This is a genomic window from Tenacibaculum sp. Mcav3-52, from assembly GCF_022347665.1.
Taxonomy (GTDB): Bacteria; Bacteroidota; Bacteroidia; order Flavobacteriales; family Flavobacteriaceae; genus Polaribacter; species Polaribacter mesophilus.
In genome coordinates this window covers 480,238-494,521 of sequence record NZ_JAKRGE010000003.1, presented here as the reverse complement: position 1 = coordinate 494,521, position 14,284 = coordinate 480,238, and the positions used below count along the sequence as shown (strand labels likewise).

Sequence of the window (14,284 nt, the reverse complement as noted above, 5' to 3'; positions counted from 1 at the left end):
CATTCTATTGATTTTTATACTTATTAGCATAACGCTTCCATAATTTTGTTTGATGCGATTCTAGGCTAATTTTTCTACCTTGTATAAAAGCATCTTTTAAAATATTGGTACGCATATCTAAAGCATCACCTTCAGAAATAAATAGGGTAGCGTCTTTACCAACTTCTAAGGTTCCTACGTTGTTGTGAATACCTAAAATTTTAGCATTGTTTTGAGTAATTAATTGTAAGGCTTTTTCTTTACCTAACCCGTAAGCAGCGTAAGTTCCTGCATAAAAAGGTAAGTTACGTGTGCTCATACGTTCCATATCTCCTTCCATACCTAAACCTACTAAAATACCAGCATCGGTTAATATCTTAGCCGCTCTAAAAGGTCTGTCATAATCTGCATCTTCACCATTAGGCAAACGATGTGCACGTTCTAAAATAACAGGTACATTGTTTCCTTTTAATAAGTCAGCAACTTTTTCAGCCTCTTGTCCGCGAACAATCACGATGTTTTTAACTCCTAATTCTTTACATACATTTACAGCATCAGTAATTCCTTTTTCTCCTGATACGTGTACAAACATTTTTTGTGTACCGTTTAAAATACCTTGTAAAGCTTCGTATGGTAAGTTTTTAGGGGTTTTGTTACCTGTTAGGTAGCTTTTTGCATTGGCGAAAAATTTTGTAAGCTTATCAATGCTTTTTTGATAGTTTTTGTTAGGCTTTAACCCTGGATCTTCACCCATCCACCAACGACCTCTAGAGAATACCTGAGGCCAGTTCATGTGAACACCGTCATCGGTTTTAATAGTCGCATCTTCCCAGTTCCAAGCATCTAATTGTACTACAGAAGAGGTTCCTGAAATAACACCACCACGTGGGGTGATTTGTGCCATTAATACTCCGTTAGGACGCATGGTTTCTACTACTTTACTTTCTGCATTATAGGCAATAATACTACGAATGTGTGGTAACATTGAACCCACCTCATCAAAGTCTCTCGTTGCACGTACAGCATCAATTTCAGCTAAACCTAAAGAGGTGTTTGCTGCAATAAAACCTGGGTATACGTGTTTTCCTTTAGCATTAATAACAGTTCCCATACGAGCAATTCTGCTATTAGCATTTCCTACATGGGCTATTTTACCGTTAGAAAACATGATTAAGGAGTTTTCAATTACTTCTCCGTTTCCTAAATGTGCTGTAGCACCTTCAATACTATAAGCTTCAGTTTGCTTGGGTGCTGGTGTTTGTTGCGCTATTATATTTCCTAAGAATAAGAAACATAATAAACTATATATTAATTTAATTTTCATGTTGTGTGTTTTTAAGTTCTTATTCTGTATCACAGTGAAATAATTTCTGAGTTTTCTTTTTAGGAGCTTGTGTTTTACCTCCTTTAATCTTCTCTTGTAACATCATATTGATTAGCTTAGCACGTTCTGCTTTTATAGCTTTACGCTTTTCTAAGTCTTTTTCAATATCAAAATAAACAGCTCCGTCAATAATTGTTTTTTCTGCTTTAGAATATACTGAAAGTGGATTTCCGCTCCATACTACAACATCAGCATCTTTACCTTCTTTAATACTACCTGTACGGTCGTTTAAGTGTAATAGTTTTGCAGGATTGATAGTAACTGTAGCCCAAGCTTCTTGTTCGCTTAAACCTCCATATTTAATCAATTTAGCAGCTTCTTGATTCAGTCTACGAGACATTTCTGCATCATCAGAATTAATAGCAACGGTAACTCCTTGGTTGTGCATAATAGCAGCGTTGTATGGTATAGCGTCGTTAACCTCGTATTTATATGCCCACCAGTCAGCAAAAGTAGAACCACCAACTCCGTGTTCTTTCATTTTATCGGCTAGTTTGTATCCTTCTAAAATGTGGGTAAAGGTGTTGATGTTAAAGTTGAATTGTTCTGCAACCTTCATCAACATATTGATTTCTGACTGTACGTAAGAGTGACAAGAAATAAAACGTTCTTTATTAATAATTTCTGCTAAGGTTTCTAACTCAATATCCTTACGATATGGTTGTCCGCTTTTCTTTTTAGCATCGTATTCTTTCGCTCTTTGGAAGTAGTCAATATATACTTGTTCAACTCCCATACGTGTTTGAGGGAAACGAATGGTATTTAAATCTCCCCAGTTAGATTGTTTTACGTTTTCACCTAAGGCGAATTTGATAAACTTAGGTGTGTTGTTGTATAACATTCCGTCAGCATTCTCTCCCCATTTTAGTTTGATAATTGCTGAACGTCCACCGATTGGATTTGCAGAACCGTGTAATACTTGAATAGAAGTAACACCACCCGCAATGTTTCTGTAAATATTTACATCGTTAGGGTTGATAACATCTTCAATAGTAACCTCAGCTGTTGAGTTATGACCTGATTCGTTTACTGCTGAAGTAGCAATATGTGAATGCTCATCAATAATACCTGCGGTTACATACTTACCAGTTCCGTCAATAACTGTAGCACCTCTTGAAGATAAGTTAGTACCTATTTTGGCTATTTTACCATCTTTAATTAATACATCGGTATTGTTTAGTACTTCGCTGTTTTCAGAAGTCCAAACCGTAGCATTTTTAATTAAAATAGTCTCTTTTTGAGGTTTAACAGTATTACCATAACCAATATTTGGGAAAGAAACAGTGACTACTTCTGGAGTGGTCTCTTTTTTCTTGTCGCCTTTCTTTTTAGCGTCAGCTTTTCCAGTATAAGTAGCATTCCAAACACTTTCATTCCCATCGTTGTCGGTAGCTGTACCTGTAATTTGTTGCTTGTTTTGTACTAATGCTGTTAAGCGAGTATAGTTGTCACCATCTTTAAAAGCTATATGTAACCAGTCATTGCTAAAAGATGATTTACTGTTTACCTTTTTATCTCCACTTTTTAAAGAAGCTGTTTGTTTAGCTCCTTTACCAGTAATGGTCATATCGTACGATTTTCCGTTAACTGTTAATGTGTACTTACCTGTAATATCTTTAATATCCATTGAGTTAATGGTGTTTTTATCACCTTGCACCCAGTTTTCATATAAAGTAGTTTGTTTGTCAAAAATATCACCAGAAGTAATTAAGAAGTTTGCATAACTACCAGCTTTTAAGTTTCCTATTTTATCATTCTTTAAAATTTGGGCAGGTACTGTAGTTAATGCTTCTAAAGCTGTAGTTTTATCTAATCCGTAAGTAATAGCCTTTTGAAGGTTACTACTAAATTCTTTTGCCTTTTTTAACTTGTAAGTAGTTAATGCAAAAGGAACCTTGTTTTTTGCTAAAATTGAAGGATTTGCTGGTTCTTGATTCCAAGAGCGCATATCACTCAACGCAATTTTATTTGCTAAAAATGGATTTGATACATCGTATGCCTTTCTAAAATTAATAGGAATAATGTACGTAGCATTGGTTGCTTTAATATCATTAATTCTTTCGTATTCGTTACCTCCGCCTACAATGGTATATTGAATTCCAAATTCGTCACCAATTTTATCAGCACGCATATTATCTAAATATCCACCTGCATTAAATATTTGAGGTAACTCTTTTTTATTGTTTAGAGCTTCTAAAGCTAAATCGGTATTTTTTGCATTTCCTTTAGCATACCAGTCAGCGTCTAAATATGTTTGACGTAATAGTGCCATGGCTCCCATACGTGAAGTAGGGTAGCTTTGGCGTGTTTTAGCACTTTTAGAAAACGATAAGTAGTTTCCTGATTGTTTGTCTAATATTCTGTAAGCATCAGAACTGTTAGGGTTTAAAGCGACTAAAACTCCGTTTCCTTGCATAATACCGTCTTCTAGATGTGTATTTACAGCACCAAAACCTAAAGACAATAATTCTTTAGCTTTTTTAGTATCAAAGTTAAACTCAGTAGAAGCGTCTACATCAGGACGAATATGGTCGTTCCAGTAATATCCTTTTCTACCAGCATCGTATTGAGGTCTTTTACCACGACCACTTTCACGTTTAGGTTTTGCGATACCAAAGGTTGAATAGGCATCTACAAACGAAGGATACATAGACTTTCCGTCTAGGTTAATTACTTGTGCTTCGTTGGGTATGTTAACGGATTTACCTACAGCAACAACTTTACCGTCTTTAATAAGTAGTGTTCCTTTTTTTACTACTTGGGTAGGGGTAACATAAATAGTAGCATTGGTAAATGCATACACGTTGTTTTTGGATGACTTTACTCCTGTGTTGGTAGGAAAGTACTCTTGTGCAAAAGAGGTACTAATACACAGGGATAAGAGTAAGAATAGTATTTTTTTCATTTAAAATTGAGTTGATTAGCTCATAAAAATAGATAGTTAAAGAGGAAAACAATTCCTTTTAACAAAACATTAAGAATTAATCACAGGGTGATAGCCAAGAATTTAATCCACCAAGGCTTACCTAATAGACTTAAAATGGGTTTTCTTATAGTTCTTTGTTTACTTACCCTAAGATAGTTTAGTTAAGAACTAGCTTTCCAATCTTTTCATGACCAGATAACCAGGCTGTATTACTGTCAATAAACTGAATAGCATAGTAGCTTTCCTTACTTATTTGTTTCCAAGTATGTCCACCATCGTTAGAAAATGATATTCCTGTTTTTCCAACAGCAAAAACTTCTTCTCCGTTAGTGTTAGGTACATACTGTACGCAGCTTTTGTAATTAGGATTGGTATTATTAGCTACGAGTGTCCATGTTTTACCACCATCGGTAGTAATTGCTTTATTAGCGTTATTGTCTTCTGGTTTTGAGTAGTTTCCTCCAATAGCAATTCCATGGTTTTCATCGTAAAAATCAATAGAGTAAATTCCCTGTGGTCCGTCACCCTGTACAATGGGAGTATCAAAAATCTCCCAAGTGTTCCCAAAGTCAGTAGATTTTAAAATACGAGCTTTGGCTCCTCCAGAACCTATCCATACGGTATTGTTAACAATAGTAATATTGGTGTTACTAGCTGCAAAGAAGGCTTCTCCTTCTTCAAAAGTAGGCAGCTGTGAGCAAGGTAGTTTTGTCCATGTATTTCCTCCGTCTGAGGTAAGAATAATAGACGGACAGTCTTCTGTAGGATCACCAACGGCAATACCATGTTTTCCATCGGCAAAGAATTGCATACAGTCGTAAAAAACCTTTTCGTGTGCTTCTGTATATACCAATTCATACTTGTTTTCATTTCCTTTATATAGTAAGGCTGGATTAGCTACCGATAAGGCAAATATATTTTCACCATTTTTAGCAATGCTTCTAAAGTGCGGTATAATAGTATCGTTATACTTTAAACTTTGTGTTTGCCATGTTCTACCACCATCTTTTGTTGTTGTAATATCTCCTTTAGAGCCTGCAAAAATTAACTCATCGTTACTAATAGCTAGTATAGCTCTAATACTGGTGCTATCTTGTTTAAACTCGGTAATTTTAATAGTTTCAAAAGTTCTTGGGGTTTTCTTTTCTTGCTTACAAGATAGTATTGTTAAAGAGAGTAAGAAAAGGAATGATAATCGTTTCATGTGTTTGTTTTAGTTGTTTTAAATGGAGCAAGTAACCTTAGGAATTTAAATTAATTAGTAAATATGTAGAGAAAGTTTACTTTACCTATGTTGGTTCCATATTTTTGATATTTTTACAGAACTAAAAATAGGAAAACCAAACTTAAATCAATGAAAAAAGCCTTAGTAATTTCAGGAGGAGGAAGTAAAGGAGCCTTTGCGGGCGGTGTTGCACAATACCTAATGAATTATAAAAATAAAGATTACGACATGCTTTTAGGAACATCAACAGGTAGTTTAATGGTTTCGCATTTGGCTTTGGGTATGGTTGATGAATTAAAAGAAATATATACTTCGGTAGATCAAAAAGCTATTTTTAGTAACAGTCCGTTCAGAGTAAAATCGGTACATGGAGAAAAGGTGGTTTCTATACGACATAGAAACACGATTTGGAACTTTTTAAATGGTCGTAAAACTTTTGGTGAGAGTAAAAACTTACGAAAGCTTATAAGTAAAAGTGTTACTAAAGAAATGTACGACGAAATTAGAAGGCTGAATAAAGAGGTAGTGGTCACAGTATCTAATTTAACCGCGAATCAAATTGAGTACAAATCTATCTTAGAATGTGAATATGAAGATTTTTGCGATTGGATTTGGGGTTCGTGCAATTATGTGCCTTTTATGAGTTTACTGGAAAAGGATCATTGTCAGTATGCAGATGGTGGTTTTGGAAGTTTAATACCTATACGAGAAGCCATAGCAAGAGGTGCGACGGAGGTGGATGCCATTATTTTAGCAACAGAGGTAACACAAATGAATAGATTGCCTGCTAAGAACCCTTTTTCACTGATGATGGATACCTTTGATTTTATGTTGGAGAATGTTGAGCGACATAATATTACCATAGGAAAGCTTTCTGCAAAACAACATAATGTAAAGCTGAATTTATACTATACGCCAACGGTATTAACAACCAATTCGTTAGTTTTTGATAAAGAGAAAATGAAGAAATGGTGGAAATCGGGTTATAAGTATGCGAAAAAACTGAATGATGATAGAATGACAGAATTTAGACCAGAAATGGTAGATAATCAGGAAATAGAGGAAGGAATAGAAAATAGTGAAGTATGAAGTTTGGAAAAGTAGCACAACCAGAGTTAATAGATTTTACATTACCTGAAACACACCCTAAAACAATAGAGCTATTAAACTCTTATGAAAAGGGTGGCACGCCTAATGTGTATGTGGGCTGTGCAAAATGGAATAAAGCAGATTTAAAAGGATTTTATCCGAGAGGAACCAAAGATGAATTGGAGTATTATTCGAAACAATTTAACTCTATAGAACTTAATGCTACTTTTTACCGACAGTTTCCTGCAGAACAGTTTGAAAAGTGGAAAGCTAAAACCCCTGAGAACTTTAAATTCTTTCCCAAACTAGGGCAGGAGATAAGCCATTGGAAGCGTTTACAGGGTGTACAAGATGCGGTGAATGTTTATTTAGATAATGCCTCGCATTTGCAAGAGAAGTTAGGTACCATCTTTTTACAGTTACATGCTAATTTTGGAAATAAAAACTTTGATAGATTACAAAACTTTGTAGTGAGCTGGCCTAAAGGTATACCATTAGCTATAGAGGTACGCCATCCAGATTGGTTTGAAGATACAATGGTGTTTGAAGAGTTTACACAGCTGTTTGAAGAACATAACATAGCCAATGTGTTAGTAGATACAGCAGGTAGAAGAGATATGATGCATATGCGTTTAACGAATAACGAGGCTTTTGTTCGTTATGTTGGAGCAAATCACCCATCAGATTATACACGTTTGGATGATTGGGTAGTTCGCTTAAAAGAATGGAATGATTTAGGATTAGAGAATATTCACTTTTTTATCCATCAAAATTTAGAAGTAGAATCACCATTGTTGGCAGCCTACTTTATAAAAAAGCTAAATAAGGAATTAGGAGTTGATTTAAAGATTCCTAATGAAGAGAATAACCAACAAATGAGTTTGTTGTAATTTGTCTTAAACTTCAGACAGTACTGTCTTTAATCACAAGACAATGGTGTCTAATGGTACCGTATGCTAGTGTCGTGTGTAATAAGATGGTAGGTTATTGAATAAATAGTATTAAAAAATCCAGCTGAGTAAGCTGGATTTTATATATATAGTATAATTATATTATTTTAACTCCACATACATATTGTTATAATCAGGGCGCATCATATTTGAATTCCATGATGGAGAAAATTGAACTCCTTTTTTCATGGTAGGTACTCCTTTTGCTCCTGTAGTAATGTATTGAATGGTTCTTTGTAATAAAGGTTCGTTAGGGTCTCCTAAAATACCTAAGTTACCTGGATCTTCATCAATGATAACCTCAGGAATAAACCCTTCAGGAGCATTTTCACCATCTTTATTTTGAATTTCTAATACGATAGGTTGCATTGCCCACGTATGACTCTTTAAGTTATCGCCATTACGAGTATAATCGTCAGAATCGTATAAGGTAATAGAACCAACATGCTTTCCGTAAGTTTGAGTTCCTACTAACTTTACATCAATATAAGGCTTTAGTGCATTGATAACTAATTCGGATGCAGAGGCAGAATCATCAGAAACTATAAAGTAAATAGTATTTAGGTTTAAGCTATTAATAGCTTCATCCAATACTACATTTCCTTGTTGGTCTTTATTTAAAATCTGATTAGTAAAGTTATTGATTAATAAATCTGGGTTTGTTACCTCCATTACTTTATGATTCCATACTTGTTTCGCAAATAACTCATTGTTAAACTGTCCGGTAATCATACTTCCTAAATAAGTAGCTGTTTGTACAGAACCACCACCGTTATAACGTAAATCGATGATTAAGTCGGTAAGACCTGCTGATTGAAACTTAGCAAATTCAGCATTTAACTCTCCATCAAAGTTTCTAGAGAATTGATTGTACATTAAATACCCAATGGTATGGCTACCATTAGTAATTACATTGGTAACTTTTACAGGGTTTTCTGTTACTTGAGATTTGGTAACTGTAATAGTTGTTCCGTTACTAACAGGATTTCCTCCGTTATAATCAGCTAAATGAATAGTGAATGTATCATTATCTAATAAATCATTTACGTTGCTTCTGGTTATAGTTGTTCCGTTAATCTCAGTAATAATCATTCCACGAGTAACTCCTTGTGCATCGGCATTAGAACCAGTAACAACATCGTATACATATATATAATAGCCTCCAGAACCATCAGCATAGTCAGCTCCTTCTAATTTCATCCCACTTGTAAGACGTATTCCCGCAAAAGATTCTTCTAATGCAATATAATCGTCTACAATCCATGAATAGGTTCTGTTAGGATCTTTAGGGTATTCATTAGGCATGTACAATAAACTGTAAAATAAATTAGTAGGATCGTCATATCCTGATAAATAACTATACAGTTCATTATCGTTATTAAAACGTCTGTCAGCTAAGTCAGGGACTAAGTCTTGCCATAAGTAGTAAGCGTTTAAACCTTTCCAAACGAAATTTTGGACTTCAATATTTTTGGGTGCATCGTCTTTTTCACTACATGAAACAAGTAGTATTGAAAAAAAGATGATTAGGGATGCTTTTAATAATTTCATAAGAGTATATTAGTTGTAACAACAACGCAATTTACTGAATAATATTATTTTTTTTATTATTGATGTAACAAACTTGAAACTGCGTCGTCGTAGATATGTAAACCTGTTAAATAAGACGCAATTGTTTTAATAGGCTTACAAAACTAATTAACCAAACCATGAACCAATCGGACTTTTTAAAAGTTGTATTACCATTTAAAGACAAAGTCTTTCGTTTAGCGAAAAGATTATTGGTTTCTACTGAAGAAGCTGAGGACGCTACACAAGAGCTGTACTTTAAATTGTGGAGAAATAGAGAGAAGCTCTCTAATTATAAAAATGTAGAGGCATTTGCTATGACCATGACGAAGAATTACTGTTATGACAGATTAAAGTCTAAACAAGCAAGTAATTTAACATTGGTTCATAGTAACTATAAAGAGAAAGACACTCCTCTAGAAAAGAGAGTAGAACATAACGACAGTGTAAACCGAGTACATGAGCTTATAGAGAAGTTACCAGAGCAGCAAAAAATAATCATACAATTAAGAGATATTGAACAATATGATTTTGATGAAATATGTAAAATGGTTGATATGAAACCGACAGCTGTAAGAGTAGCATTATCAAGAGCCAGAAAAGCAATAAGACAAGAATTAATAAAACAACACAACTATGGAGTTAGCTAACATAGAGAAGTTATTAGATAAATACCTAGACGCAGAAACAACATTGCAAGAAGAGCAAACGTTACAAGAGTATTTTACCTCAAACAACGTGGCACCGCATTTGCAAGAATATAGTATGATGTTTGGCTATTTTAAACAAAGTAAAGACGAAACCTTTACGAAAACCATTCAGTTAAAACCTGAGAAAACTAAGAAGAACTGGAAATGGTTATCAGTAGCAGCGTCAGTAGTCTTACTATTTAGTGTATTCATGGGTAATGAAGAGTACAAAAAGTATCAACAACGTAAACAGTTTGCACAAATTAAAGAAGCGTTGCAGCTAGTTTCAGTCAATTTAAACAAAGGAAACGATGCATTATATGCAGTTTCAAACAACCTAAAAAAAGGAAATGATGCTATTGAACAATTAGGAGCCTATGAAGAAACAGTAAACAAAGTAATAAACACAGTAAATTAATTAAGAAAGTAAAACCAAGTACTTATAAACCAAGAAAATCATGAAAAAAGTAATATTATTATTCGCATTCGTATTTATAGCTAATGTTAGTTTCGGACAATCAATGTTCGATAAATTAGAAGACCTAGATGAGGTATCATCAGTGGTAGTAAATAAAGATGCTTTTGAGATTTTATCTAAATTCAAAGTAGAGTCAGAAGATAATGAAGCAATGGAGGTTTTTAAAATGATTCAAGACTTACAAGAATTAAAAGTATTTTCAACTGAAAGCGCAAAAGTGTCTGCTGAAATGGAAAGCATGGTAAAGTCTGCCATTAAAAAAAGTAATTTAATAGAGTTAATGCGTGTAAAAGACAAAGATTCTCGTGTTAAAATCTATGTAAAGTCTACAAAAAACAAAGACTTTGTAAGCGAAGTATTAATGTTTGTAAAAGACAAAAATTCTAATGGTAACTCACCAGAATCTGTAATAGTTTCGTTAACTGGTAATATCGACATCAACAAAATGTCAAAATTAGCAGAGACGTTTTCTAAAGACGGAAAGAAGAACAAATAAAAACAAATAAGGCAGCGTTAACCAGTTAACGCTGCTTTTAATCAAAAACTAACAACAATGAAAAAACTATTTATATACTCAATGTTACTAGTAGCGTTTGTAACAGTTTCTTGTAAAACAGAATCTTTACAAAGCTATTTGGTAGAAAGCCAAGAAAAGGAAGGCTTTATTACGTTTGATGTACCCGCTAGTGTATTACAGTTAAGTATGGATAAGGCATCTGAAGAAGATAAGCAAGCTTATGAAAGTATTAAAAAAATAAACATAACAGGAGTTCCTTATAAGAATTTAGATGAAGCTAGTTATGAGGCGGAAAAAGAAAAGCTGAAAGCTATCTTTAAAAAATCTAGTTATAAAGAATTAATGAAATTCAAAAAAGATGGAGCGAATGCAGCAATTTACTACACAGGAGATGCTGATGCTATTGACGAAATCGTAGCTTTTGGTTACGGAAAAGAAATGGGAGTGGGAGTTGCACGAATTTTAGGAGAAAACATGAATGTTGGAAAGATTATGGAAATGATGCAAAAAGCTAAGATGGATGCAGGGAATTTAGATTTAAAGCAATTTAAAATGATTTTCGATGATAAACATCGTTCATCTGAAGAAACAGAATAAAAATTAGTATTGAAAATATAGAGAAGCCATCAGATTACCTGGTGGCTTTTTTATATATTTGGCAAATTTTCAAAAAAATTATATGAAAAATATTACTTTAAAGTTATTTTTAGTGCCATTAATTACGTTTTGTATATTATCGTGTGACACTGAAGAAAATGAAGAGTCTTTAGTTGATGAGGTAAAAATTAGTTCTTACAATATTGTCGATAATACAATAAATGGAGTAAGTACAAAGACAGAACTAGAGTTTCACAATACAAGCTATGATAACATTGTTTCTTATGGAATAAAATGGTTTAGAAAATCTAAAAAAGAATTCTATGAGAAAGAATACACAGGCTTACAGTCAAGTTTTTTTGATGCGTCTATAACAGAGAAGTTATTAAAAGACTCAATTTATAAAACCTTTTCTTTTGTAAAGTTTAAAGATAAGATTATTACTAGTGATACATTAGAATTTATAAGCAATTTTACAACACCTATAGTTATTGATAGTATCTATCCTAAGAATGGTTTTATTTACGATACTTTAACAGTAAAAGGTAAAAATTTTTGTGATTCTGAATTTCGTAATCTAATTTATTTCAATGGAGGAGGATATAGACCTTTTTCAGTCTCAGACTCCATAATGAAAGTTGTTATCCCTCCATATTTAAAAACTTCTAACCTAAGTTTAGGAGTAAGAACTTGTGCAATAACCAAAAACATAAAAGACATATATACAATAAACGCCCCTATATTAGATTCTATTGAGTCTAAAGAAAGGTATGTAGGAGAAGTATTAAAACTTTATGGTAAAAATTTACACCATTCTATATCAGAGTTATGGTTAGATAATATTAAAACAGAAATTAAGTATACTGATTATAAAGATACTTTATTGGTTATAGTACCAAAGGGTTTATCAAAAGGGAAAGTAGATTTAAAGTTAAAAGTTTTAGATAGAATTACAGAGAAGAAAAGTTTTTATCAAACTACTAGTCCATATATTATTTCTACTATCCCTGAAACAATAGGTTTTTTTGATATAGTTACGATTAAAGGAAATTATTTTAAACAAGGAAATGAAATTCCAAGAGTAACTATAGGAGGATCAAATCAAACTTTATTAAGTTACAATAAAGAAGAAATCAAAATATTAGTAAACAGATATTTTTATACCTCCAATCCAGAGTTAAAAATTGAGATTAATGGTTTTGTAGATGTAGCTACAGTAAAAATGAGAGCTCCAAAAATTTTAGAGTTTGGCAAACCAAAATATCACTTTACAGATGAAGTTGTTATTAAAACAGATGCTTTTATTGATAGAAATAATTTAAAAATAGGAAATACCCCTGTAAAGTATGGAAATAACTATCAAATAGATGATGATGGTGCTATAAAGATATCCTTAAACGAGTGGTTACATTTAAATACATATTACCCAAGTTTTGTTATGGAAGAAGAGGGTAAATTAAAAGTGGAACTAGAAAATCAATTTGGATATGACTCTTCTATGATACAAATTTATCCACCTCAAATTAACTCATTAGATAAAAAAGTTTACATGTACGCAGATAACGTTACTATTAAAGGAAACGACTTCGGATATGGCAGAATTAATAAAATTTATATAGATGGAGAGCTAGTTACAAACCCTAATAATTCTTCATATACAGTAAAGAATACCGAAATTAAATTTAGATTAGGAATTAATACAACTCCTGGTACACATAGATTATACGTAGAGGTTGGTGGACAAAAGTCAAATGAAGTAGAATATGAAATAGAGAAATCAGAAGTACATTCGGTTAGTAAAAATGAAGCTACAAGAAAAGATAATTATATCGTATATGGAGATAATATTGAAAGATTGTCCATTAAAGCAAATGGAGAAAATTGTGAAAATATATTGAGTAGCCCTACAAAATCTGAGTTTAAATTTCCTTATTACAGAAAACTAGAAGGTGATATAAAAATTACAGGATCTGTAGGAGATCAAAAATTTGATATAGCAACCTTAAAAGGAGTTGAGCCGCATAACCTGATCAATAATACGCTTGATAATATTAACCTTTTAGGAACTTGTATTTCTGGATCAAATTTTAAAGATTGGTATTTTATTAATTATTTAGGAGTCTTTAAATTTAATCACAGTTCTGAAAAATGGGATATGATTGATAATAATCCACCTCCTTTTTCAACTTTTATGGGAGAAGAAAGGGTGTTGACAGTTACAGATGCTGAATTAATATTACCTCTTAATGAATATATTTATAAATATGATATAATAAATAAAAGTTGGACTAGTCAAAAAAATGACATATTTGTTAATAAAGGAATCTTAATAGGAGATATACTTTATGGTATGGATTATAGTAAGTTATATGAATATAATGTAAAAACAAAAGAAAAAATTTATAGAGAAAAATTTAACACTTACAATTATGAAACAGTAACTTACGGAGACAATAAAATTTTTGTTAATCCTTGGCAAGGACAAGTATTCTATTTTGATATCATAACAAAACAATTTAATTATATAGGAAGACCAAGGAATCATTTTGGTACATATCAAAATGTAGCTTTAAAGTACTATAATGATAAACTTTATTATATAGGAGGTTTAACAGATGGAGGTAAAGAACATAGAATATATGAATATGATTTTACAGAAAATAATTGGAAAGAAAAAACCCCCATGCTAATTAAAGGCTTTGATAATTCTATACATATTAAAGATGGAGTCTTTTATATAGGTCTAGGAAAAGACTTATATGGCTATGATAATAAAACCTTAAATAAATATTATATAAATAAAGATTTATATTAAGTATATAAGAGCCATCAGATCATCTGGTGGCTTTTTCTTTTTAACGGCTCATTAACAAGCCTCCCA

General features: G+C 32.5%; 11 protein-coding genes. 7 read left to right on the top strand and 4 right to left on the bottom strand.

The genetic code is table 11. The features are described from left to right. Nucleotides 1–4: 4 nt before the first annotated feature. From MHM83_RS11555 to MHM83_RS11545, 3 genes are all read right to left on the bottom strand, one after another. On the bottom strand, nucleotides 5–1,303 hold the full coding sequence (locus MHM83_RS11555) for an amidohydrolase family protein (RefSeq protein WP_239179896.1): 1,299 nt from the start codon (nucleotides 1,301–1,303) through the stop codon (nucleotides 5–7). Nucleotides 1,304–1,322: 19 nt separating this feature from the next. Next, nucleotides 1,323–4,268, bottom strand: coding sequence for an amidohydrolase family protein (locus MHM83_RS11550; protein ID WP_239179894.1), 2,946 nt, complete (start codon nucleotides 4,266–4,268; stop codon nucleotides 1,323–1,325). Between the two features lie 178 nt (nucleotides 4,269–4,446). Then, nucleotides 4,447–5,493, bottom strand: coding sequence for a WD40/YVTN/BNR-like repeat-containing protein (locus tag MHM83_RS11545; RefSeq protein ID WP_239179892.1), 1,047 nt, complete (start codon nucleotides 5,491–5,493; stop codon nucleotides 4,447–4,449). 150 nt (nucleotides 5,494–5,643) lie between these two features. On the opposite strand from MHM83_RS11545, the gene MHM83_RS11540 reads away from it, so the two are divergent. After that, a complete protein-coding gene (locus MHM83_RS11540) occupies nucleotides 5,644–6,603 on the top strand; it encodes a patatin-like phospholipase family protein (RefSeq protein WP_239179890.1) in 960 nt (319 codons plus the stop codon). Further along, nucleotides 6,600–7,493, top strand: coding sequence for a DUF72 domain-containing protein (locus MHM83_RS11535; RefSeq protein WP_239179888.1), 894 nt, complete (start codon nucleotides 6,600–6,602; stop codon nucleotides 7,491–7,493). The genes MHM83_RS11540 and MHM83_RS11535 overlap by 4 nt, the downstream gene beginning before the upstream one ends. Nucleotides 7,494–7,655: 162 nt before the next feature. On the opposite strand, the gene MHM83_RS11530 is transcribed toward MHM83_RS11535, so the two are convergent. Next, complete coding sequence (locus MHM83_RS11530) at nucleotides 7,656–9,104, bottom strand: S41 family peptidase (protein ID WP_159616594.1); 1,449 nt, start codon at nucleotides 9,102–9,104, stop codon at nucleotides 7,656–7,658. A 158-nt stretch (nucleotides 9,105–9,262) separates the two neighbouring features. On the opposite strand from MHM83_RS11530, the gene MHM83_RS11525 reads away from it, so the two are divergent. From MHM83_RS11525 to MHM83_RS11505, 5 genes are all read left to right on the top strand, one after another. Next, the gene (locus MHM83_RS11525) at nucleotides 9,263–9,772 is read left to right on the top strand and encodes an RNA polymerase sigma factor (protein ID WP_047788702.1); all 510 of its coding nucleotides are present in this window, start codon (nucleotides 9,263–9,265) and stop codon (nucleotides 9,770–9,772) included. After that, nucleotides 9,759–10,229, top strand: coding sequence for a hypothetical protein (locus tag MHM83_RS11520; protein ID WP_047788703.1), 471 nt, complete (start codon nucleotides 9,759–9,761; stop codon nucleotides 10,227–10,229). The genes MHM83_RS11525 and MHM83_RS11520 overlap by 14 nt, the downstream gene beginning before the upstream one ends. 40 nt (nucleotides 10,230–10,269) lie before the next feature. Beyond that, a complete protein-coding gene (locus tag MHM83_RS11515; RefSeq protein WP_047788704.1) occupies nucleotides 10,270–10,785 on the top strand; it encodes a DUF4252 domain-containing protein in 516 nt (171 codons plus the stop codon). 57 nt (nucleotides 10,786–10,842) lie between these two features. After that, on the top strand, nucleotides 10,843–11,403 hold the full coding sequence (locus MHM83_RS11510) for a DUF4252 domain-containing protein (RefSeq protein ID WP_167713770.1): 561 nt from the start codon (nucleotides 10,843–10,845) through the stop codon (nucleotides 11,401–11,403). An 82-nt stretch (nucleotides 11,404–11,485) separates the two neighbouring features. Continuing rightward, complete coding sequence (locus MHM83_RS11505) at nucleotides 11,486–14,218, top strand: IPT/TIG domain-containing protein (RefSeq protein ID WP_167713771.1); 2,733 nt, start codon at nucleotides 11,486–11,488, stop codon at nucleotides 14,216–14,218. The last annotated feature ends 66 nt before the right edge of the window (nucleotides 14,219–14,284 follow it).